The following is a 23455-nucleotide window of genomic DNA, read 5'->3' on the forward strand; positions in this document are numbered from 1 at the left end:
GATTCCACCAGTCTACCCCTAAGGTTAGCGCCTATGGGACAGCGCCCCCCTCTGTCCTGCCGGACATCTCCCCCACACGGGGGGAGATTGGCCGTCACGAGGTTTTCGCCAATCTTCAGCGTCGCAGGAAGGCTGTAAGGCCGAAGCTGCCGATCTCCCCCCTTGTGGGGGAGATGTCCGGCAGGACAGAGGGGGGCGCGAAGGATCGCGCCGAAGCGGCTCTAAATCGCCACCTGCGTTCCGATCTCGACCACACGTCCGGTCGGGATCTGGAAATACTCGGTCGCATCGGCTGCCGTGCGCGCCAAGCCGATGAACAGCTTGTCCTGCCACACCGGCATGCCGGAATTGGGTGAGGCCTTGAGCGAGCGCCGCGACAGGAAGAAGGAGGTCGTCATGATGTCGAATTTCCAGCCCTGCTTGCGGCAGATCGCCAGCGCACGCGGGATGTTGGGCTGTTCCATGTAGCCGAAGGTCAGTGTCACCCGCATGAACAGATCGTTGATCGTTTCCATCTTGACCCGGTCACTGTCTGGCACGACAGGCTGCTGCGCCGTCACCACCGAGAGGATGACGTTCTGTTCGTGCAGCACCTTGTAGTGCTTCAGGCTGTGCATCAGCGCGGTCGGCGCGCTGACCGGATCGCTGGTCAGGAACACGGCCGTGCCGGACACCAGCTGCGGCTTCTTCTTCAACAAATTGGCGGCAAGGAAATCGAGCGGAATCTCGTTCCTGCGCGTCTTGTCGAACAGATAGCGGCTGCCGCGTATCCAGGTCCCCATGATCAGCCCCATGATACAGGCCACGGCGATTGAAACCCATCCGCCTTCCACGAATTTCACGATATTCGCCAGGAAGAAGCCGGTGTCGATCGTGCCAAACAGCAGCGCCAGCGCCGCAGCGAGCGCGGTCTGCCATTTCCATTGCCACCGCATCACCACGAACAGCAAAATCGTCGTCATCAGCATCTCGCCTGTCACCGAAATCCCATAGGCGGAAGCCAGCGAACTCGAACTGCCAAAGCCGACGACCAGCAGCATCACGCCGAGCGCGAGAATGAGGTTCACGCGTGGCATGTAAATCTGGCCAAGCTGCATCTCGGAAGTATGCTGAACTTCGATTCTGGGCAGAAGATTGAGCTGCACCGCTTGCCGGGTCAGCGAAAACGCTCCGGAGATAACGGCTTGACTGGCGATGACAGTCGCTGCTGTAGCGAGCCCGACCATCGGTATCAGTGCCCATTCCGGCAGCATCTGGAAGAACGGATTGTCGGGCACGCCCCCATGAGCAAGAACGAATGCGCCTTGCCCAAAATAGCTGAGCAGCAGGCAGGGAAAGACGATCCAGAACCAGGCCAGCACGATTGGACGGCGACCGAAATGTCCGAGATCGACGTAAAGCGCTTCGGCACCGGTAACCGCCAGAAAAACCGCGCCGACGGTGAGAAACGCGCCCGCTTTGGCCTCGGCAAGGTAGGCCACCGCATAATAGGGATTGATTGCCAGAAGGACCGAGACATCGTCGAGGATATGCACCAATCCGGCAATGCCGATCGCCAGAAACCAGAGCGCCGTCACCGGCCCGAAAACCGAGGCCACCCTGCCGGTCCCGAAGCGCTGCACGGCGAACAAGACGGCAAGAATCACCAATGTAATGGGAACCACATATGGATCGAACGCCGGGGTCACGACGCTCAGCCCTTCCACCGCCGAAAGCACCGAAATGGCCGGCGTTATGATCGCATCGCCGAAAAACAGTGCGGCTCCGCACAGACCAATGACAAGAATAATGCCGGAACCAGCCGGATAGGCTTTCCGGGCCAGCGCCATAAGCGACAGGGTACCGCCTTCACCCTTGTTATCCGCCCGAAGCACGAAGGCGACATACTTTATTGTCACGATAATCGTCAGTGCCCAGACGATCAGCGACAGAATGCCCAGAACGGCACTGCGCGGATCGGTGCCCGACGAAGCATGCAGTGCTTCGCGAAGCGCATAAATAGGGCTGGTGCCGATATCGCCATAGACCACGCCGAGGGCGCCCAGCATCAAGACCTTGGTGCTGTGCTTTTCGACCTCAGGATGGCTGGATTGTTCGACTGGTTCTGCCTCACTACCACTGTTGGTAAGGGCCATGGACGACACTCCGATAAGCGCGCGGTGCTCTACGCTTGCTGCGATGCAATATCAAGTGCCCCAACGTGATGGCTGCCATGTCCGCAAAGCGACGCTTCCATCTCTACCACCCACAGGCCTTCAGAAATCTTTTGACCGTATTGGCCATGCCATACTCCAACGCATCGGCTGTCAACCCATGTCCGATCGACACTTCAGCCAATGCCGGGATCCGTTTTGCCAATGCCGGCAGGTTGTTCACCACCAGATCGTGGCCGGCATTGACCTGAAGTCCGGCGGCAAGCGCTGCATCCGCGGTTTTTCCCAATCTTTCCAGCTCATTCGCCGCTTTTGCCGAATTGGAATGAAAGCTGCCATACGGCCCCGTGTAGAGCTCGATCCGGTCGGCGCCAGTGTCGCGCGCGGCGTTCATGCCTGACGGATCCGGGTCGGAAAACAACGACACGCGAAAGCCCCCCTTCTTCAGCCGTTTGACGATCGGTGTCAGGAACGCCGCCTCGGCGGCAAAGTTCCAGCCATGGTCCGAGGTGGCCTGGGCAGGGTCATCGGGCACCAGCGTCACCTGCTCCGGCTGGTGCTTTTCTACAAGCGCCAGGAAATCCTCGCTTGGATAGCCCTCGATGTTGAACTCCGCCTTGGGGAACTCGTCGTCGATCAGCGCCCTGATCTGCGGCAGGTCGGAATGCCTGGTGTGCCGCTCGTCGGGCCGCGGATGCACGGTCAGGCCATGCGCGCCCGCTGCCAGCGCCAGGCGCCCGAGCCCGATGAGGCTTGGCCACGGCAGGTCGCGCCGGTTGCGCAGCATGGCGATGGCATTGAGATTGACGGAGAGTTTTGCAGGCATAGCTTGTCGGGTCCGGATATAATCGCGGCCATCTATACCGCCTTTGGCGGGAACAGACAGGGGGTTTTCGGTGTTCCAGAGGGACGTATAATATCCAGCAAGAGGAAGACCCGTGAATTATCTTGAAGACGTGCCGGCGGTTCGCCGCATCGACACCGACCGCGACGACCTGTTCGCCATCGACGTCGTCGGCCATGTCACGGCGGCCGATGCGGAAAACCTGTTCGGATTGCTGGAGGCGGCCTACGCGCTGCACCCGAAAATCGATGTGCTGGTGCGCCTGATCGACCATGAAGGCGTCGATTGGGCCGATGTGTCGGACGAAACGCTTGAACAGGGCACGGCCCATGCCGTGGAGCATGTCGGCCGCTGCGCTGCGCTCGGCGAGCCGAACTGGGTACCCAACGCACAGAGCGTGCTGCCTGCTTCCTCAGCCGTCGAACTCAGGCATTTCGAGGCAAAGGACGAAGCATCCGCCTGGGAATGGCTCGACGCCAGACCGCTGGCCCCACGCTGACGCAGGTCGACCCCGTGCCAGTCCCAGATTCCTGGTCCATGGGGGCTGCTCGACCGGGCTATCTGACAATCGTCAGCCGTTCCGCCGCGCGCGTGATTGCCGTATAGAGCCAGCGCTGGCGGGTTTCCTTGAACGCCCAACTTTCGTCGAAAAGCACGATCTCGTTCCACTGCGAGCCTTGCGCCTTGTGCACGGTCAGCGCGTAGCCATAGTCGAAATCGTCGAAGCGTTTTTTCTGCTGCCAGGGAATGTCGGCGTCCGGGTCCTCGAACGCCGCTTTGAGCAGCTTGATCTTGGCGACGCCGCGGTCCGGATCGTCCTCCTCCGGGGAGACCAGCAGATTGATGCCGGGTTTCACCGTCTCGCGCGACGAGGTCATCACCTTCCACAGCGAACCGTTGAGCAGTCCCTTGGCTGGGTCATTGCGCAGGCAGACGAGCTTGTCGCCGGCCTGTGGATAGTCGGCATTGAACCCCTTCAGCTCGCGCAGCCGCTGATTATAGCGACGCCGCGTCCTGTTGGTGCCGACCAGCACCTGGTCCGCCTTCAGCACCAGTTCCTGGGTGACGTCTTCCTTGCCGATCACCTGCGCCGCGCCATAGTCGCCGCGCATGAACTCGCGGCCCTCGCGCACGTCGAGCGCCAGCCGGATAATCGGGTTGTGGCGCGCCTGCCGGTGGATCTCGGTGAGCAGAATATCCGGTTCATGGTCGGTGAAGAAGCCGCCGCCCGAGATCGGCGGCAGCTGGCCGGGATCGCCGAGAACCAGGATCGGCGTGCCGAAACTCAAGAGGTCGCGGCCAAGCTGCTCGTCTACCATCGAACATTCGTCGATGACGACGAGCTTGGCCCGCGAGATCGGGCTTTGCCGGTTGAGCGAAAAGGTCGGCGACATCGAAGTCTTGCCGGTCACCTCGTCCGCCACCGATTCCTCGCCCTTCGGCCGGTAGATCAGCGAATGGATGGTGCGGGCATTGACCGCGCCCTTGGAACGCAGCACCTGCGCCGCCTTGCCGGTGAAGGCGGCGAACTGCACCTGGCCGTCGACATGCTCGGCGAAATAGCGCGCCAGCGTCGTCTTGCCGGTGCCGGCATAGCCGAACAGCCGGAACAGCTGCGGCTTTCCGGTCTTGAGCCAGGTGGCGACCGCCTTCAGCGCATCGTCCTGTTGAGGAGAGAATTCCATCAGCGCGAGAGACCGGATTCGCGAGGGAAAGACAAGGCGCAACGATCATCGGCGGCGGGCCGCACCGCTTCCAATGGCGCAAGTTATCAGGCAGAAGACGGAACCTAAAGAGATCGAAGTCGAGCCGCCACGACCTTGTGGTGAAAACCTGACGCTCAGTACCCGATACAGACTTCGGTTTTAGGTGGAAAGCGGAAGCTGGCCGACAGAGCGGCGAAAGTCTGCTTGGTGCTGGCACGAGCTGCCCTTTATCCGAAGGTAGCTCGTGACGTTTCATCATGCCCTCTCCGCGATTTTGGGGTAGATTGAAGACCTTAGCGTTCCGGTCGCCACGAACCCGGGAGAGGGCCATGGACATTGGCGCGTGGCTGCGCGATCTGGGGCTGGGACAGTACGAACAGGCGTTCCGCGAGAACGACATCGATGGCGACGTCCTAGCCGACCTCACCGCCGATGATCTGAGCGGACTTGGCGTCGTCTCGATCGGCCACCGCCGCAAGTTGCTCGCCGCCATCGCCGCCGTGCGCGCGGGCTCGCCTCCAGCCATGTCCCCATCCATCCAGCCACAGAGCACGATCTCCGGGACAGTGGCCCTGCCGTCCCCTGAGGCGGAGCGGCGCCAACTTAGTGTGATGTTCGTCGACCTCGTCGGCTCCACGGCGCTCGCCGCGCACCTGGACCCCGAGGACATGCGCGAGGTGATCGGGACCTACCACCGCCGCATTGCCGAGACGGTTGGTCGCTTCGGCGGCTTCGTCGCGAAGTACATGGGCGATGGAGTCCTGGTCTATTTCGGTTGGCCCCAGGCCGACGAGGCCGATGCCGAGCGCGCAGTACGCGCCGCCTTGGCCACGCTGGAAGCGGTTGGCCAGATTGCGCCCGCCGATGAGCGGTTGTCCGCACGCGTCGGCATCGCCAGTGGCCTCGCCGTCGTGGGCGACCTGCTGGGGGCCGGGGCCGCACAGGAGCAGGCTGTAATCGGCGAGACCCCGAACGTTGCCGCGCGGCTACAATCCCTTGCTGATCCTGGATGCGCAGTGATCGACGCAGAAACACGGCGGCGCATCGGCGGCCTGTTCGAGTGCCGCGAGCTTGGTTCGGTTCACCTCAAAGGGCTAACTGGCCCTGTCCGCACCTGGCAGGTGCTTGGCGAGGCCATGGTTCAGAGCCGCTTCGACGCGATGCATCCGGCCGCCCTCACGCCGCTGGTCGGGCGCGATGACGAGCTCGATCTGCTGCTGCGCCGCTGGCGGCAGGCGAAGGGCGGCGAAGGGCAGGTCGTGCTCATCGCCGGCGAGCCCGGCATCGGCAAGTCCCGCCTGATCGCTGCGCTTGAGGAGCACGTAGCTGGAAAGGTGCATCTCAAACTCAAGTACTTCTGCTCGCCCCATCACCGTGAGAGCGCCCTCCAACCGATCATCGCACGCTGGAAGAACGAGGTAGGCTTCGTGGACGGCGAGCCTGCGGAGGCTCGGCTCGTCAAGCTGGAAACCCTGCTACACCCACTCGCCGCCTCGCATGAGCTGGCGCTCATTGCCGAGATGCTCGGCGTGCCGGGTGGCGAGCGGTACCCGCCACTGGCTCTCAGCCCGGAGCGCAAGAAGGAGCAGACCTTCGGGGCATTGCTTCACATCCTCGATGAACGGGCCCGCCGATCCCCCGTGCTGATGCTGTTCGAGGACGTGCATTGGGCCGATCCAAGCTCGCTGGAGCTGTTGGATAGGTTGATCATGCGCTTGGCCTCGCTGCCAGTGCTGGTGGTCATCTCCTTCCGGCCGGAGTTTGAGGCGCCCTGGGTCGGTCTGGCGGGCGTGACCTTGATGGCGCTGAGCCGTCTCAGTCCGCGTCAAGCCGCGACGCTCGCCTCTCAGGTGGTCGTGGGCCAAGCATTACCGGCCGGAATGCTGGATCGGATCGTGGCGCAGACCGACGGTGTGCCCCTGTTCATCGAGGAATTGACCAAAGCCGTGCTGGAGAGTGCCAGCCAGCCCGATGCTGCTGTCTCGGCGCTTCCGATCCCGAGCACTTTGCAGGCTTCACTGACCGCTCGGCTGGATCGGCTGCCGGCCGCCAAGCAGGTGGCGCAGATCGGCGCGGCACTCGGCCGGGAGTTCAACCATGAGCTGCTGGCTGCCGTGGCGGGACTACCCGAGGCAGCGTTGGCGCAGGGACTGGACGAGCTCGTCAATTCTGGTCTCGCGTTCCGGCGCGGCACGCCGCCCGAGGCGACCTACACGTTCAAGCACGCGCTCGTGCAGGACACCGCCTACGTGAGCCTCCTGCGTGGCACACGCCAGAAGTTGCACGCCCGGATCGCCCAGGTACTGGAAGAGCGCTGGCCGGAGGTGGTCGAAACCCAACCTGAGCTGCTGGCCCATCACTTTACCCAGGCGGAACTGACCAAGCGGGCTGCGGACTACTGGCAGCGGGCCGGGGAACGCACCTTCCGGCGCTCGGCCGTTGCGGAAGCCATCGGCCATCTCACCCGGAGCATTGACCTCGTGCGGACCTTGCCCGAGAGCCGCGCCCGGGCAGAGCGCGAACTTCATCTTCAGACTATGCTTGGTCAGGCGTGCATTGCCCGGTACGGCCACGCAGCACCTGAGACCGCCTCCGCTTTCGCCCGGGCGCAGGAGTTGGTAGAGGCCGTAGGCGACGCATCACAACAGTTTCCTGTGCTGTATGGGTTCTGGGCTGTCCAATTCGTACGCATGGCGCTTCCCGAGCAGCAGAAGCTGGCCAGGCAAATTCTCGCCTTGGCCGAGCTGCACCCAGACCCGGAGCGGCTGTGCTTGGCGCACCGAATGTGCGGCGCGACAGATGAGGTGGGGGGCGAGCTGCTCGCCGCCCGCGAGCACCTCGAGTGTGCCGTTGCGCTGTACGACCCGGAACGGCATGGTTCGACGGCCTTTGTTTTTGGCCAGGACCTTGGCGTGTCCGCGCTCGCCCACCTGACCTGGGTGCTGTGGCTGCTGGGCTACCCGGATCAGGCATCCCGCCGACAAGCCGAGGGATTGGCCGTAGCCCACCGGGTCGGCCATAAGAACACCCTCGGGTTTGCCCTGATGTACAGCGCGCTGGTGGGGGCTTTCGGCCGCGACGACAGCGCGGCCGCGGGGCATGCGGCGGCGTTGCTGGAGCTGGCCCGGGAACACAAGTTGGATCTATGGGCCGCCAGCGCGACGGTGGTCCAGGGCTGGGCCATGGCTCGTCACGGTCAGGAGGCCGCCGGGATAGAAGCGATCCAGCGCGGGCTTGCGGATTGGGGGAAGAGCGGCGCGGCGTGGATGCGTCCGTTCTTCCTGGGCCTGCTGGCCGAGGCTTGTGCCCTCTCGGGGGACATGCAACGGGGGCTCGGTGCACTGGATGAGGCTCTGGCAGTGGTCGAGGGGACAGGGGAGCGTTGGCCGGAGGCCGAACTGTATTGCTTGCGCGGGCAGCTTCTGGCAGCCCTACCGGACGGAAGACCCGATGAGGCGAGCGCCGCATTTGAGCACGCGATCGAAATCGCCCGGCGTCAATCCGCGAAGTCCTGGGAGTTGCGTGCGGCCACCGGTCTTGCCCGGCTGTGGCGCGACCAAGGCAAGCCTGCCGATGCCCACACCCTGCTCGTGCCCGTGAATGAGTGGTTCTCCGAGGGCTTCGAGACCCCCGACCTGAGAGAAGCCAAGGCGTTTCTCGACACCCTGAGGTGACTCAAGTCAGCTCGATGTCACTAGGGGTGGAGGCAAACTGACTAAATGCCCGCATCGGGCTCAAACCTGTTATGAGGGGTCGAAACCGGAATTTCGGCTCCGGTGCCAAGCGTCAGATTTTCACCACGTGGATGGAATCTAACACTTGATGCCCACGTTTGACGGCGGCGATGATTTTGTCGGGGTCGGCGGTCCAAGTGAACGGTTTGGGTTGCTGATTGTGTTCTGCGAGGTAGCGGTTGATGGCAGCCCGGAGGTCGACGACAGAGTGGAAGACGCCGCGCTTGAGGCGCCGCTTCGACAGTTTAGCGAAGAAGCCCTCGACCGCGTTGAGCCACGAGCACGAGGTTGGCGTGAAGTGGAAGGTGAAACGCAGATGGCGGTCGAGCCAGGCACGTACCTTAGGATGCTTGTGGGCGGCGTAGTTGTCGATGACGACGTGGATGGCCTTGCTGGCCGGCACCTCGGCATCGATGGCGTTGAGGAAGCGGATGAACTCCTGGTGACGATGTCGCTGCATGTTCCTGCCGATGACGGTGCCATCGAGCACGTTGAGGGCGGCAACAGAGTGGTTGTCGTGGGTCATGGTGCCGAGCCTTCCTTCTTCATGGGCAGGGCGGGCTGCGTACGGTAGAGTGCCTGGATCTGGCTCTTCTCGTCGACAGACAGCACGATGGCGTGGGCTGGCGGGTCGACATAGAGGCCGACGACGTCACGCAGCTTGTCGACGAACTGTGGATCGTTGGACAGCTTGAACTGCCGCCAGCGGTGCGGCTGAAGGCCGTGCGCCTTCCAGATGCGGCGTACCGCGCTGGCGCTGATGCCGGCGGCTTCGGCCATCATATCGGCGGTCCAGTGCGTGGTTTCGCCAAGTGGGTCCTGCAACGTCAGCGCCGCCACGCGCTCCGCCACTTCGGGACTGAGAGGCGGAATGCGCGATGGCCGCGTCTTGTCGCGCAACAGTCCTTCGAAGCCTGCCGCGGCGAAGCGCTCCTGCCAGCGCCACACGCAGGTCTTCGACTTGCCGGTCTGCCGCATGATCTCGACGGTACCGGCGCTGTCGGCACTCAGTAGCATGATCTCGGCGCGCCAGACGTGCTTCTGCGGCGCATTGCGGTCTTTGACGACAGCCATCAGTCGCTAGCGATCGGTCGGCGAAACGGTGAAGGATATTCCTGTGCGCATGCGCCAGACTCGCATGCGCTTTCGCCAAAGGGAATCCAAGCCGGACTCTTATGTTAGGCCGATACCACTAGCCGATCGGGCCGCCACGACCTTCGGTCGGGCTGGGATCGTTCTCGAGCAGGATCGGCTTGCCATGCGGCGTCGCATGCGCGGCGCGTTCCCAGGCGGCAGCGAGCGCATCGACGTCGCCCTTGCCGGCAACGCCTTTTGCCGACAGCAAATTTTCCAGCGCCGCCAGCCAGTGCTCGTAATAATCGTGGCCATCGCTTGCGGCACCAGGCTGCTTGACCTCGGCGGACAAGGCGTCCGCCCATTCGCTCCAGGAGAACAGGCCGCTGTCGTGCAGTGCGACCGTCATGGCGAAGGCTTCCGCCTGCCACGGCTCGGCGAATACCGGCGCATCCGCCGGCAGCGTGGCGGTGGCTGACTTCGCCTCACGCCGGCTCAAGATAGCTCTCCCAGGCATCGATCGACACGGTCAGCATCGGGTCGGCGCCCTCGCCCCAAATCTCGGCGCCGTCAAAAACCACCGTATAGACCCATTGCGGGTTTTCGCCTTGGCCATGTGCATTGGTGTCAGGGAAGACAAAACCAGCGCGCACCGCCTCGATGGCGCCTTGCTTGCCGCGTGCGTAGCGTGGCAACCTTGTGTGGCCGGTCGGATGGAAATTCTTCGTGCGCACCATATCGCCTGCCTTGAACCGGGCCGGCGCGGCGATCGGCCGGTCGCATGGGCCGCCCTTGGCCAACACTGCCGGCACGTTTTCGGCCTTCAGCACCCGCTTTGGCGTCGCGGCAGGGTCGACCGCCTTGCTCGCGGCCAGATCGCGGTCGCTGACAAAACCATGTCGCTTCAGCAAGGTTTCGAGCGCCTTGATCCAGATCTCGTAGTAGCTGGAGCCATAATAGTCGGCGGGATCCAGCAATTCCCGCGCATGCCGGCTCTCGTCGATGGTCCAGGCGCCCATGGCGCCCGCGCACAAGGTCACTCCAAGCGCCCGCCTTTCCCAGGCGGCATGGAAACAGGGCTCGTCCTTTTCGGGTGCGACCGGCCCGAACCCCATCTGCCCGCCGAGATCCTGCGGCCCGTTCATGCCGGCTCCCGCGCCAGTCCGGTGCCGATCATCGCGTCGCGCGTCACCAGATCCGCCAGCCGCTCCTCGCTCCAGCTGTCGGTGCCCTTCGGCCGCATCGGCACGACCAGGTAACGCAGCTCGGCGGTAGAATCCCACACCCGGATCTTTGTCGTTGCCGGCAAGGTCAGCCCGAATTCCCCGAGCACGCCGCGCGGATCGATGACCGCGCGCGAACGATAGGGCGGCGCCTTGTACCAGACCGGCGGCAGGCCGAGCACCGACCACGGGTAGCAGGAGCACAGCGTGCAGACGACGAGGTTGTGCGTGTCCGCCGTGTTGAACACGGCCTGCATGTGCTCGCCCTGCCGTCCGGTGTAGCCGAGCGAGCCGATCGCCGCCGTCGCGTCGCGTTTCAGCAAAACGGCAAAGTCCGGCTCGACCCACGCCTTCGCCACCACCTTGGCGCCGTTACGCGGACCGATCTTTGTCTCGTAGGTGTCGACGATCACGTCGATCGCGGCCGGATCGATCAGCCCTTTCTGGGTGAGGATCGTCTCCAGTGCGCGCACCCGGGCGGCAAAAGGATCAAGTTCGTTGTCGTGATTATGATCGTGGGACATGGCCGTAAATTACGGCTGCAAGCGTTCCACCGCAAGCGCCGCGGTTTGGGCCAGCCCGTCGGCTTCTATTCGGCCGCCGCCTTGTGCGGCTCGCCCTGCAACGCTTCTCCGTTCTCGAACAGCAACGGCTGGTCGACGGCCTCGACAGATGGCTGCTCGTGCCGGCGCTTTGGCCTACAGCCCGACAAGCCAGCCCGAAAAATGCTCCATGTAGACATAGATGACCGGCGTGACGAACAGCGTCAGCGCTTGGGAAGCGACGAGGCCGCCGACCACCGCCACGCCGAGCGGCTGGCGCAGTTCGGCGCTGGCGCCGGTGCCGAGCGCGATCGGGATCGTGCCCATCAGTGCCGCCAGCGTCGTCATCATGATCGGCCGGAAGCGCATCAGGCAGGCCTTGTGAATGGACTCGAGCGGCGACATCCCCTCGCGCCTGAGTTCGAGCGCGACGTCGATCATCATGATGCCGTTCTTCTTGACGATGCCGATCAGCATCAGGATACCGATGACCGCGATCACCGACAGGTCCATCCCCGCAAGCCGCAGTGCAACAAGCGCGCCGAGCACCGCCGACGGCAGTCCAGTCAGGATGGTGAGCGGATGGATAAAACTCTCGTAGAGGATGCCGAGGACGATATAGATGGTCAGGATCGCGCCGGCGATCAGCAGGCCCTGGTTCGCAAGCGAATCCTGAAAAGTTTTCGCCGTGCCCGAAAAAGTGGCCGAGATCGTCGCTGGCATGCCGATCTTCTCCTTCAGCGCATCGATGCGGCTCACGCTGTCGCCGAGCGCGACGCCCTGCGGCAGGTTGTAGGAAATGGTCACCGCCGGAAGCTGGCCGAGCTGATTGACGGTCAAGGCGCCGGCGGTCCGATCGACGCGGGCAAAGGCGCCGAGCGGCACCAGGCTGCCGCTGGCCGTCCTTACCTTGATCGCCAGCATCCTTTCTGGCGACCACTCGATCCTCGGGTCGAGCTCCATGATCACCTCGTAGCTGTCGGCCGAACCGAAGATGGTCGAGACCTGCTCGGTGCCGAAACCGCCATAGAGGCTGGAGCGCAACGTATCGGTGTCGACGCCGAGCGTCGCCGCCTTGTCGCGGTCGACCACCAGCGACGCCTGCAGGGCGTTGTTCTGCAAGTCATTGGTGACGTCGGTGAAGGCGCTACGGTCGGCGGCCATCGCGTCGGTGAGCTTCTGCGCCCAGTTGTCCGCCGCGCCGATGTCGAGGCCCTGCACGACGAGTTGATAGGCGCTGGCCGAAGCGCGCGCGCCGAGCCGCAGGTTCTGCACCGGCTGCATGAAGGTCTCGATGCCGGGGACATTGGCCAGCTGCCGCCGCAGATCCGAGAGCACCTTGTCGATATCGGGGCGCTGGTCCTTGTCCTTCAATTGCACATAGAGCCGGCCCTGGTTGAGTGCGTTGTCGCCGCTGCCCACCGACCACCCGACATGCGAGACATAGGGTGAATGGGTAAAGACATCAGCCACTTGCCCCTGCAGCTTCATCATGGCGTCGAACGAGATGTCCTGGCGCGCGGTGGTCGTCACCGAAATCTGGCCGATATCCTCCTGCGGAAAGAAGCCCTTCGGCGAGGTCTGGATCAGCCAGGCCGACAGTGCGGCCGTCCCAATGAAGACGAGAAGAACCAGGAACCTGTGCCGCAGGCAAACTGTCAGCAGCCAGTCATAACCCCGCATGAAGAAATTGTGCCTGTGACCTTCGCCCTGCGCTGCTTCGCGCTCAGCCCTCGAAACCGACAAGAGCAGCGAGCACAGCATCGGCGTCAGCGTCAGCGACACGAACATCGAGGCCAGGATGGCGACCGTCACCACCACCGCGAATTCGTTGAAGATGCGCCCGATCACGCCGCCCATCAAAAGCACGGGGATGAACACAGCGACCAGCGAGATCGAGATCGAAATAATGGTGAAGCCGATTTCGCGCGCCCCCTTGAGCGCCGCGTCGAAGGCCGAGAGTCCCTCCTCCTCCATGTGGCGAAAAATGTTCTCCAGCATGACGATCGCGTCGTCGACGACAAGGCCGACCGCCAGCGTCAGCCCCATCAGCGAGATGTTGTCGATGGAAAAGCCGAACAGGAACATGGCGCCAAGCGTGGCGATCAGCGAGATCGGCACCGCCACCGCCGGGATGATCGTCGCCGTTACCCGGCGCAGGAACAGGAAAATCACCATCACCACCAGCGCGATGGTGAGCAGCAGCGTGAACTGCATGTCGTCGACCGCCTCGCGGATCGACGTCGAGCGGTCGTTGAGCAACCGGATGCTGGCCGCCGCCGGCATCTGATCCTGGAAGGACGGCAGCATCGCCTTGACGCGGTCGACGACGTCGACGGTGTTGGCATCGGGCTGACGCTGCACCGCCATGATGATCGCGCGGGTGCCGTCGTACCAGCTTGCCGTCGTCGTGGTCTCGACGGAATCGATGACGCGGGTGACCTCGCCGAGCCGCACCGGACGGCCGTTCCTGGTGGCAATGATGATGTTGGAAAATCCCGCCGCGTTGTTCAGTTGGGTATTGGCGGTGATGGTCAGCTGCTGCTTTTCGTTCTGCAGCACGCCGAGCGGCGTGTTGCTGTTGGCCGAGGCGATCGCCGTCTGCAGCTGGTCGATCGAAATGCCTCGTGCGGCGAGTGCCGTCGGATCGATCTGGACGCGCACCGCGTATTTCTGCTGGCCGAAGATCGAGACCTGCGCCACGCCTTCGATCGTCGACAGCGACGGCGAGATCACATTCTCGGCAAAAGCATCGAGATCGGTCAGCGGAACCGTGTCGCTGACCAGCGACATCAGCAGGATCGGCGCATCGGCCGGATTGACCTTGCGGTAGCTCGGCGGGCTGGTCATCTCGGGCGGCAATTGCCGCTGCGTTCGCGCGATCGCCGCCTGCACGTCGGCGGCGGCCGCATCGATATCGCGGTTAAGCACGAACTGGATGGCAATCGAGGTCGAGCCGAGCGCGTTGGTGGTCGAGATCGAATCGATGCCGGCGATGGTGGTGAACTGCTTGATCAGCGGCGTTGCCACCGAGGTCGCCATGGTTTCCGGCGAGGCGCCGGGCAGCGAGGCCGAGACATTGACCACCGGAAACTCGGCGCTCGGCAGAGCGGCCACCGGCAGGAACCTGTAAGCGAACAGCCCGCCCAGCACGAGCGCAAACGACATGAGCAGGGTGGCGACAGGTCTGCGGATGCAGAATTCGGAGATCACGGCCGCGTCCCGCCCGCCTTGCCAGCCTCGGCAACCCTGGGAGGCGCCCGATCAACGGCATCGCCTTCGCGGACCCGCGCGCCGTCCTTCAGCTTTGCCTGGCCCTCGACGACGACATTTTCGCCGCTTTTCAGCCCCTCGCCGATAGCGCTGTTGTCGCCTTCGGTCAGTGCGACCTGCACGGGCCGCACCTCCACCGTGTTGTCGGGCTTGATCACATAGACGAACGGCCCCTTCTGGCTTGGCTGGACCGCAACCGTGGGAACCGAGGTCATTTGCGGCATGATGCCGGCATCGAGCACGACATTGACATACTGGCCCGGCCACAGCGAAAGATCGGGGTTGGGCACGCTGGCCCGCGCAGCAATCGTGCCGGAGGCGGTGTCGACGCTGGAATCGACGAAATCGAGGGTCCCCTTGCCGATCGGTGTCGGGTGGCCGTCCCTGGTCAGCGTGACTGCGCCTTGCCCTGGCGCCGCCAGCGCCTTGTGCAAAAGGGCAAGATCGCTTTCCGGAAGATTGAAGTTCACCAGCAGCGGGTCCATCTGGGTGATGGTCACCAGCGGGGTCGACGTGCTGCTGCCGCTGTTGGTGGTGACGAGATCGCCGATCGCGACGCTGACCGCACCCAGCCTGCCGGAAATCGGCGCCGTGATCGTGGCAAAGTCGAGTTGGACCTCGTCCGCTTCGAGCGTTGCTCTGTCGGCATCGACCGTGGCCGCAGCGGACTTCTGCGCGGCGATCGCCTGGTCATAGGTCTGCTGCGTGCCGGCCTGCCTGGCGACAAGAGCCTTGGCACGCTCAAGATCGGCCGTCGCACTGGCAAGCAGCGCCTGGTCCTTGGCGAGCGTCGCCTGGTCACGGGCCAGTTGCGCCTTCAGCGCGCGGTCGTCCAGCGAGAACAGAAGGTCGCCGGCCTTCACCATCTGCCCGTCCTTGACGGCGATCGATGTGATCTGGCTCGAGATCCGCGCATTCACGCTGACCACGGCGGGCGAGGATACAAAGCCGATAGCGTAGCGCCGGATCGGGAAATCGGCCGTCGAAGCGGTGGCGGCAACCACCGCGGTCGCACGTGCGGCATTCGCGGCGGCCGCCGGTTTGTCAGGCGCCTGACCCGCTGACAGCATCTGCCGGGCCTTGTCCGTTGCCGCGGGCGAAAGACCGAGCCCAGCCGCGACAAGGCAGGCGACCGCAAGCATCGCAAGCACGATCTTTCCAGGCATCGTCAAAGACCTTCCCTCCGACACGCCGTGGTTCGGTGGTCATGTCTGGGTATAACTCGCAGCCTCGTGCCGCGGTTTCACCAAATAGATAGAAGGTGCCGAGGGCAAAAAAGGGCCAAAACCCGGGATTACGAAGATTTAATGTGCATTGCACAGTAAAACGGCAGCTACCGCAGCATCGGCCACAACGTCGCTGCCAGCAGCACGCCCATTGCGATGTTGAACCATTTCAGCCGCACCGGGTCCGACAGAAAACCGCGCAGCGCCGTGCCGAAACCTGCCCACACCGAAACGCTCGGCAGGTTGACGACGGTGAAGGCTATCGAAACCAGCGCCACCGACAGAAACGGATGCTCCGGAACGGCATAGACGGCCATGGCGGTGATCGCCATCACCCACGCCTTGGGATTGACCCACTGGAACGCTGCCGCATCGATGAAGCGCATCGGTCGCGCCTTGGTCTCGCCCTTGCTGCTGAGCGAACGCGACATGGCGATCTTCCAGGCGAGATAGAGCAGATAAACGCCGCCAGCGATCTTCAATGCGGTGTGGAGAACCGGAAACGCAGTCAGCACCGCGCCAAGACCAAAGCCGACGGCAAGCAACAGCACGAGGAAGCCGATGCTGATGCCCAGCATGTGCGGAATGGTTTTGGCAAAACCGAAATTCACGCCGGAAGCCAGAAGCATGAAGTTGTTCGGACCCGGTGTGATCGAAGTCACGAAGGCATAGACCAGCAGGGCAAGGAACGCATCGAGGGTCATTGGCTTCTCCCAAGCAGGTCAGCAATATTGTCCTTTTACTTCAGACGCACAAAGGCCAGCTTACGGCGGCAGCCGGGCCAGAAGGTCAGGATCAAGCCGACAGAACAAATACAGGCGGTGCCAGAGCACTGGACCCAAAGCGCCGGATGATCACATCCCTTGCGGGCCGCGATTCATCGCCGCCACGCCGGTGCGGCAGATCTCGACCAGGCCGAGCGGCTTCATGATGGCGATGAACTGGTCGATCTTGGAGCCCTTGCCGGTGATCTCGAAAATGAAATGCTCGGTGTTGGCGTCGATGACGCTGGCGCGGAAGGCATCGGCCAGCCTCAGCGCCTCGACGCGGCCCTCGCCGGTGCCGGCCACTTTCACCAGCGCGAGTTCCCGCTCCAGCGGCCGTTCCTGGCCGAGCTCGTGCGAGCGCACGGTGAGGTCGACGACACGGTGCACCGGCACGATGCGCTCGAGTTGGTGCTTGATCTGCTCCAGCACATGCGGCGTGCCGCGCGTCACGATGGTGATGCGTGACAGATGCTTCTCGTGCTCGGTTTCGGAAACGGTCAGGCTCTCGATATTGTAGCCGCGTCCGGAAAACAGGCCGATGACCCGGGCAAGCACGCCCGGCTCATTGTCGACCAGCACGGAAAGCGTGTGGATTTCCGGTCTTTCCGTCTCCTTGGCGATGAAGTAGGCGGAACCGGTGGGTTGAAGGTGCTGTGCGTTCATGACATGAATCTCGTTTTCAACTTTGAGCTGTTTTTCTGTTTCCGCACGGCTTCTTCCGACAGCCCTGCCTCGGCTCGGGCGTTAGGGGTTACACCAGTTCCCTGCCCTTGGCGTCGATGGCGTTGGCCACCGCCTCGTCGGTCGCCTCGTCCGGCAGCAGCATCTCGTTATGCGCCTTGCCCGACGGGATCATCGGGAAGCAGTTGGCAAGCGTGGCGACCCGGCAGTCGAAGATCACCGGCTTCTTCACCGAGATCATCTCCTTGATGGCGTCGTCCAGTTCGTCCGGCTTCTCGCAGCGGATGCCATGGCCGCCATAGGCTTCGGCGAGCTTGACGAAATCCGGCATCGCTTCGGTGTAGGAATGCGACAGCCGGTTGCCGTGCAGAAGCTGCTGCCACTGCCGCACCATGCCCATATACTGATTGTTGAGGATGAAGATCTTGATCGGCGCCTCGTGCTGCACCGCGGCGCTCATCTCCTGCATCGTCATCTGCACCGAGGCGTCGCCGGCAATGTCGATGACCAGCGCATCCGGGTGCGCAATCTGCACGCCGAGCGCCGCCGGCAGGCCGTAGCCCATCGTGCCGAGCCCGCCGGAGGTCATCCAGCGGTTCGGCTTCTCGAAATGATAGTGCTGCGCCGCCCACATCTGGTGCTGGCCGACCTCGGTGGTGATGTAGGTGTCCATGTCCTTGGTCAGCGCATAGAGCCGTTGGACGGCATATTGCGGCATGATGACGTCGTGGTTCATCTTGTAGGCAAGCGAATCCCGTGCCCGCCATTTCGCGATCTGCTCCCACCACGGGTGCAGCGCCTTCTTGTCGGCCCTGGCGGTGGCCCGCCACAGCCGCACCAGATCCTCCAGAACCCGGCCGACATCGCCGATAATGGGCACATCGGTGTGGACGTTCTTGTTGATCGACGACGGATCGATGTCGATATGGATCTTTTTCGAATTCGGCGAGAACGCGCTGAGCCGGCCGGTGATGCGGTCGTCGAAGCGCGCGCCGATGCAGACCATGACGTCGCAATCATGCATCGCCATGTTTGCTTCATAGGTGCCGTGCATGCCGAGCATGCCCATCCAGTTCTTGCCCGAAGCCGGATAGGCGCCAAGGCCCATCAGCGTCGAGGTTATCGGGAAGCCGGTCAGGTCGACCAGTTCGCGCAGCAAATGGCTGGCTTCCGGGCCGGAATTGATGACACCGCCGCCGGTATAGAGGATCGGCCTTTTCGCGTTGGCCATCAGCTCGACCGCCGCCTTGATCTTGTCCAGGTCGCCCTGGACCTTGGGCTGATAGCTCGTGCGCGGCGCCGTCTGCGGCGGCACATAGGTGCCCTTGGCGAACTGCACGTCCTTCGGGATATCGACGACGACCGGACCGGGGCGTCCTGTCGTCGCGACGTGAAAGGCCTCATGGATGATCGCCGCGAGCTCGTTGACATCCTTCACCAGCCAATTGTGCTTGGTGCAGGGCCGCGTGATGCCGATCGTGTCGCACTCCTGGAACGCATCCGAGCCGATCAGCGAGGTCGGCACCTGACCGGTCAGGCAGACCAGCGGGATCGAATCCATCAGCGCATCCTGCAGCGGCGTGACCGCGTTGGTGGCGCCCGGCCCCGATGTCACCAGCATGACGCCGGCCTTGCCGGTCGACCGCGCATAGCCCTCCGCCGCATGACCGGCACCCTGCTCGTGACGGACGAGGATGTGCTCGACCTCGTCCTGTTGGAAGATTTCATCATAGATCGGGAGAACTGCGCCGCCCGGATAGCCGAAGACATGCTTGACGCCGTTGTCCTTCAGCGCCTGCACCACCATTTCGGCTCCGGTCATTTCGCGCCGTTCGTTCTGTCCACTGCTCATCGGTCTGGTCCCGTATTGTCCGCCATCGGGCGATTGCTGGTCGTTTAGTCGTGTTTCGGGCAATAAAAAAGGCCCCCGAGGGAGCCTGTGTCTTGCGCATGGGGGGTTTTCGCCCGGCGGTTACACCGCCTTGCCCACACGCTTTCCTACTACGAGAATGAGTGCCGTTTTCATGGTGGCGGACAATAGAATTGGTTTTGCGCCGCTGTCAACGGCGAATATGAAAGACGCCAGACGGTTCGGGCCAGGCAGCCCGGTTGCACCCATCGCCTCGAACCACCGTTCCGCATGATCGCCGGCAGGATCAGTGTCCGCGATCATCCAGATAAGCCATTGAAACCGCGCCAAACTATTTGACGACGTGACGCGGCACGCCGTTTGCCGCGATACTCCGGTCGACCGGCCTGGGAGGGGCCGGCAAGCCGCGATGACAACCAGCACTTCACGGGAGGAAGTTTGATGCTCGACAAGGCCCCAGCCAAGAAACTATCCGACGTGCTCGACCAATTCAGCGCAGCGCTCGCCGCCGGCGACATCGACCGATCGGTCGGGTGCTTTCAGGAAGACTGCTACTGGCGCGACCTGGTGACCTTCACCTGGAACATCAAGACCATGGAAGGTCGCGACCAGGTCCGCGATATGCTGATGAGCCAGTTGGCGACGATAAAGCCATCGAACTGGGCGCTTGCGAAAGGCGAAGATGCCACGGAGAGCGATGGGCTGCTCGACGGCTGGATCAGTTTCGAAACGGAGGTTGCGCGCGGCTTCGGCCATATCAGGCTGAGGAACGGCAAGATCTGGACGCTGCTCACCACCATGGTCGAGCTGAAGGACCATGAGGAACCCGCCGGCTTCGCCCGGCCGATGGGTGCCAAGCACGGTCACGGCAAAAACCGGCCAACCTGGAAGGAGGAGCGCGAGAAGGAAGCCGCCGAACTCGGCTTTGTCAATCAGCCCAACACGCTGATCATCGGCGGCGGCCAGGGCGGCATCGCGCTCGGTGCCCGGCTGAGGCAGCTCGGCGTGCCGACCATTATCGTCGAGAAGAACGAGCGTGCCGGCGATTCATGGCGCAAGCGTTACAAGTCGCTCTGCCTGCACGATCCGGTCTGGTATGACCATTTGCCCTATATCGACTTTCCTCGGAACTGGCCGGTCTTCTCGCCCAAGGACAAGATCGGCGACTGGCTGGAAATGTACACCAAGGTCATGGAGCTGAACTATTGGTCCTCCACGCAGGCCAAGAGCGCCACCTATGACGATCAGAAGAAGGAATGGACGGTCGTCGTCCGTCGCGACGGCAAGGACATCACGCTGAAGCCGAAGCAGCTGGTGCTGGCCACCGGCATGTCGGGCCGGCCCAACATCCCGCAGTTCAAAGGCATGGAGAATTTCAAGGGCGATCAGCACCATTCCTCGAAACATCCCGGTCCAGACAGCTACGCTGGCAAGAAAGTCGTCGTCATCGGGTCGAACAATTCCGCGCATGATATCTGCGCCGCACTCTGGGAAGCCGGCGTCGACGTCACCATGGTGCAGCGATCGACCACGCACATCGTCAGATCCGACACGCTGATGGATATCGGGCTCGGAGCGCTCTATTCGGAGCAGGCCGTGCAAAACGGCATGACCACGGCCAAGGCCGATCTCATCTTCGCCTCGCTGCCCTACAAGATCCTGCACGAATTCCAGATCCCGCTCTACGAGAAGATGAAGGAGCGTGATGCAGCCTTCTACGAGGGCCTGGAAAGAGCTGGCTTCATGCTCGACTGGGGCGACGACGGTTCGGGCCTGTTCATGAAATATCTCAGGCGCGGTTCCGGCTACTATATCGATATCGGCGCCTCCCAGCTGATCATCGACGGCGCCATCAAGCTGAAGAGCGGCGTCGACGTGACCGAGATCAAGGAACATTCGGTCCTGCTCAGCGACGGCACCGAGCTGCCGGCCGATGTCGTCGTCTATGCCACCGGCTACGGTTCGATGAACGGCTGGGCGGCAGAGCTGATCTCGAAAGAGGTCGCCGACAAAGTCGGGAAATGCTGGGGGCTCGGCTCGAACACCACCAAGGATCCCGGTCCCTGGGAGGGCGAGCAGCGCAACATGTGGAAGCCGACGCAACAGGAAGCGCTCTGGTTCCACGGCGGCAATCTGCACCAGTCACGCCACTATTCGCAGTTCCTGTCGCTGCAGTTGAAAGCGCGGCACGAGGGCATCGCGACGCCGGTCTACGGGCTGCAGCAGGTCCATCACACAGGATAGACGATCGAGGCTGTCGCCGGGACTCGCCGCCGGTCGGTTCAATTTTCGCGACCGGCTTAATGGTCCCTACACCATCCGACCTCACCCCCCCTTAACCGCGTCGGCGTAAGGTCGATCGCCTTGGGGAAAATGGAAAAGGGAAATGGGGAACAGCCTGTCCATGTTCGTCGACCGCGACGCCTCCGTTGGAGAGCCGACATTGCAGGAGCGCCGCAAGGCGGAGCAGAGCGACAAGCGCGTTCTGGGCAATGTCGTCCAGTGCGACGGCGCGCGCGCCACCATCAGCGCCCATGCCGCCGATATCCTAGGCACGGTCACCGGCCATTGGAGCGTCGGCAAGATGATCTCCATCAACCTTGGCAACACGCGAACCGTCGGGCTGGTCTACGCGGTCGGCAAGTCGGATCGCGCCTGGCACGATGAGGGCCAGAACCCGATCGAGGTCAGTATCGAGCTCATCGGCGAGGTGCGCGACGGCGCCGAGCCCGGCGCCAAACCGGTTTTCGACCGCGGTATCACCACCTATCCACATATCGGCGCCATTGCCCACCGCATCCGCAGCCGCGACCTGCAGGCGGTCTATGACCTGGCCGGGCGTCACTCGATCACCATCGGCACGCTGTCACAGGATGAGGAGATCGACGCCAACATCGCTATCGACGACACGCTGGCGCGCCATTTCGCCATTGTCGGCACCACCGGCGTCGGCAAATCCACCGCCGTCTCGCTGCTTTTGCGCAAGTCGATCGCCGCTCGACCCGACCTGCGCGTTCTCATCCTCGATCCGCACAACGAGTTCGCCGCGTCCTTGCCAGAGCACTGCGTCAGGGTCGATTCGGCGACGCTGGACCTGCCCTTCTGGATGTTCAAGCTCGAGGAGTTTGCCGAAGTGCTGTTTCGCGGTCGAGAGATCGTGCCGGAAGAGGTGGACGCCTTGCGCGATCTTATTCCCGCGGCCAAAAACCTTTATCGCAACCCGAATTCGGGCACGTATCTCAGGCGCGGCAGCGATGCGCTGACCGCGGACACGCCGGTGCCCTATCGCATTGTCGATCTCATCAAGCAGATCGACGAGCGCATGGGACTGCTGGAAAGCAAGAACGACCGCCCCACCCTCAAATCGCTGAAGACGCGCATCGAATCGGCAGCCTCCGATCCGCGCTACCGCTTCATGTTCAACTCGCGGCTGATCGAGGACACCATCCACGAGACGATCGGCAACATCTTCCGCGTGCCGCATCACGGCCGCCCGGTGACCTGCTTCGAGATGGCAGGCATGCCTTCGGAAGTGGTCAATTCCGTCTGCTCGGTGCTGGCGCGTCTGGCCTTCGACCTGGCGCTGTGGAGCGAAGGCCGGCTGCGGCTGCTTTTGCTGTGCGAGGAAGCGCACCGCTACATGCCGGCCGATCCGCGCCTTGGTTTCGCGCCGACCCGGCACGCGCTGTCGCGCATCGCCAAGGAAGGCCGCAAATATGGTTGTTATCTCGGCATCGTCACACAGCGCCCGGGCGAACTCGACCCCACCATCCTGTCGCAGTGCTCGACCTTTTTTGCGATGCGGCTCGCCAACGAGCAGGACCAGGCGATCATCCGCTCGGCGATCGCCGATTCCTCGGCCTCGACACTGGCATTCCTGTCTTCGATGGGCCAGCGCGAAGCCATCGCCTTTGGTGAAGGCGTGGCGACGACCATGCGAATGAAATTCGAAAAACTCTCCGAGGGCCTGATCCCGGGCACGGCCAAGCGCGAGGAAGCCTTGCCGTCTAAGCTTGGCGATGATGTCGATCTGGTGGCGATCGTCGAAAGGCTTCGCAACGTGCCAAAACCGCAGCAGGCGATGGCCTTCGCCGAAGTCGTGGATTCGAGCCGGCAGGCCGGCGATCCCGACTATCGCAAGCCGCCCGCCCCGACTGTCGCACGCGCCCAGCCGGACGACGATTTCGACATGCGTTATGGCCTGAAACCCGCAACCTTCGGCCTGCGCTCGCAGAACGATTGAGCCGGGCGGCTTTAGCCTGTGAGGCTAAGGCGCTTCCAAAGTTAAAACTATGTCACCCTAGGAAACCAGGGCAAATCCCGGAAGGGAATTCATCAGGCCGGATCGAATGACGTGGCTTT

The 23455-nt window shown here is 63.1% G+C and carries 15 protein-coding genes and 2 pseudogenes; 4 read left to right on the forward strand and 13 right to left on the reverse strand.

Annotation, left to right across the window (positions count from 1 at the left end):
* Positions 1-221: 221 nt before the first annotated feature.
* The gene (locus AC0L2Z_RS12685) at positions 222-2135 is read right to left on the reverse strand and encodes a potassium transporter Kup (protein ID WP_023798815.1); all 1914 of its coding nucleotides are present in this window, start codon (positions 2133-2135) and stop codon (positions 222-224) included.
* Positions 2136-2238: 103 nt separating this feature from the next.
* Positions 2239-2979, reverse strand: a complete 741-nt coding sequence (locus AC0L2Z_RS12690) for a pyridoxine 5'-phosphate synthase (RefSeq protein ID WP_287138192.1) — start codon at positions 2977-2979, stop codon at positions 2239-2241.
* Positions 2980-3091: 112 nt separating this feature from the next.
* On the opposite strand from AC0L2Z_RS12690, the gene AC0L2Z_RS12695 reads away from it, so the two are divergent.
* Complete coding sequence (locus AC0L2Z_RS12695; RefSeq protein ID WP_128167059.1) at positions 3092-3496, forward strand: SpoIIAA family protein; 405 nt, start codon at positions 3092-3094, stop codon at positions 3494-3496.
* A gap of 58 nt (positions 3497-3554) precedes the next feature.
* On the opposite strand, the gene AC0L2Z_RS12700 is transcribed toward AC0L2Z_RS12695, so the two are convergent.
* Positions 3555-4682, reverse strand: a complete 1128-nt coding sequence (locus tag AC0L2Z_RS12700) for an ATP-dependent DNA helicase (protein WP_473628153.1) — start codon at positions 4680-4682, stop codon at positions 3555-3557.
* Positions 4683-5032: 350 nt separating this feature from the next.
* Here AC0L2Z_RS12700 and AC0L2Z_RS12705 point away from each other — a divergent pair, with 350 nt between their 5' ends.
* Complete coding sequence (locus tag AC0L2Z_RS12705) at positions 5033-8377, forward strand: AAA family ATPase (RefSeq protein WP_473628155.1); 3345 nt, start codon at positions 5033-5035, stop codon at positions 8375-8377.
* 112 nt (positions 8378-8489) lie between these two features.
* Here AC0L2Z_RS12705 and AC0L2Z_RS12710 read toward each other — a convergent pair.
* The 10 genes and pseudogenes from AC0L2Z_RS12710 to AC0L2Z_RS12755 all read right to left on the reverse strand — a co-directional run bounded on the left by AC0L2Z_RS12710 (position 8490) and on the right by AC0L2Z_RS12755 (position 19396).
* Positions 8490-9511, reverse strand: a pseudogene (locus AC0L2Z_RS12710) (IS630 family transposase).
* Positions 9512-9629: 118 nt separating this feature from the next.
* On the reverse strand, positions 9630-10010 hold the full coding sequence (locus AC0L2Z_RS12715; protein ID WP_473628157.1) for a nitrile hydratase accessory protein: 381 nt from the start codon (positions 10008-10010) through the stop codon (positions 9630-9632).
* Entirely contained in the window at positions 9997-10656 is a 660-nt protein-coding gene (gene nthB, locus AC0L2Z_RS12720; protein ID WP_473628158.1) for a nitrile hydratase subunit beta, read from the reverse strand. Before nthB ends, AC0L2Z_RS12715 begins: the two co-directional genes overlap by 14 nt.
* On the reverse strand, positions 10653-11258 hold the full coding sequence (gene nthA, locus AC0L2Z_RS12725) for a nitrile hydratase subunit alpha (protein WP_023798807.1): 606 nt from the start codon (positions 11256-11258) through the stop codon (positions 10653-10655). Before nthA ends, nthB begins: the two co-directional genes overlap by 4 nt.
* A 65-nt stretch (positions 11259-11323) precedes the next feature.
* A pseudogene (locus AC0L2Z_RS12730) lies at positions 11324-14489 on the reverse strand (efflux RND transporter permease subunit).
* Positions 14486-15715 carry an efflux RND transporter periplasmic adaptor subunit gene (locus AC0L2Z_RS12735; RefSeq protein ID WP_473628160.1) on the reverse strand — a complete coding sequence of 410 codons (1230 nt, stop codon included), beginning with the start codon at positions 15713-15715 and terminating at the stop codon, positions 14486-14488. The pseudogene AC0L2Z_RS12730 and the gene AC0L2Z_RS12735 overlap by 4 nt, the downstream one beginning before the upstream one ends.
* 167 nt (positions 15716-15882) lie before the next feature.
* The gene (locus AC0L2Z_RS12740) at positions 15883-16479 is read right to left on the reverse strand and encodes a LysE family translocator (protein ID WP_287219128.1); all 597 of its coding nucleotides are present in this window, start codon (positions 16477-16479) and stop codon (positions 15883-15885) included.
* Between the two features lie 150 nt (positions 16480-16629).
* Positions 16630-17205: an acetolactate synthase small subunit gene (gene ilvN / locus AC0L2Z_RS12745; protein ID WP_091594244.1), complete on the reverse strand. Its 576-nt coding sequence runs from the start codon at positions 17203-17205 to the stop codon at positions 16630-16632.
* 88 nt (positions 17206-17293) lie between these two features.
* Positions 17294-19075, reverse strand: a complete 1782-nt coding sequence (locus tag AC0L2Z_RS12750; protein ID WP_287290879.1) for an acetolactate synthase 3 large subunit — start codon at positions 19073-19075, stop codon at positions 17294-17296.
* 120 nt (positions 19076-19195) lie between these two features.
* Positions 19196-19396, reverse strand: a complete 201-nt coding sequence (locus AC0L2Z_RS12755) for a hypothetical protein (RefSeq protein ID WP_091594240.1) — start codon at positions 19394-19396, stop codon at positions 19196-19198.
* A gap of 138 nt (positions 19397-19534) precedes the next feature.
* On the opposite strand from AC0L2Z_RS12755, the gene AC0L2Z_RS12760 reads away from it, so the two are divergent.
* Positions 19535-21337, forward strand: coding sequence for an NAD(P)-binding domain-containing protein (locus tag AC0L2Z_RS12760; RefSeq protein WP_473628161.1), 1803 nt, complete (start codon positions 19535-19537; stop codon positions 21335-21337).
* 160 nt (positions 21338-21497) lie between these two features.
* Positions 21498-23336: an ATP-binding protein gene (locus tag AC0L2Z_RS12765; protein ID WP_473628240.1), complete on the forward strand. Its 1839-nt coding sequence runs from the start codon at positions 21498-21500 to the stop codon at positions 23334-23336.
* The last annotated feature ends 119 nt before the right edge of the window (positions 23337-23455 follow it).

The organism is Mesorhizobium sp. WSM4850, from assembly GCF_055811735.1.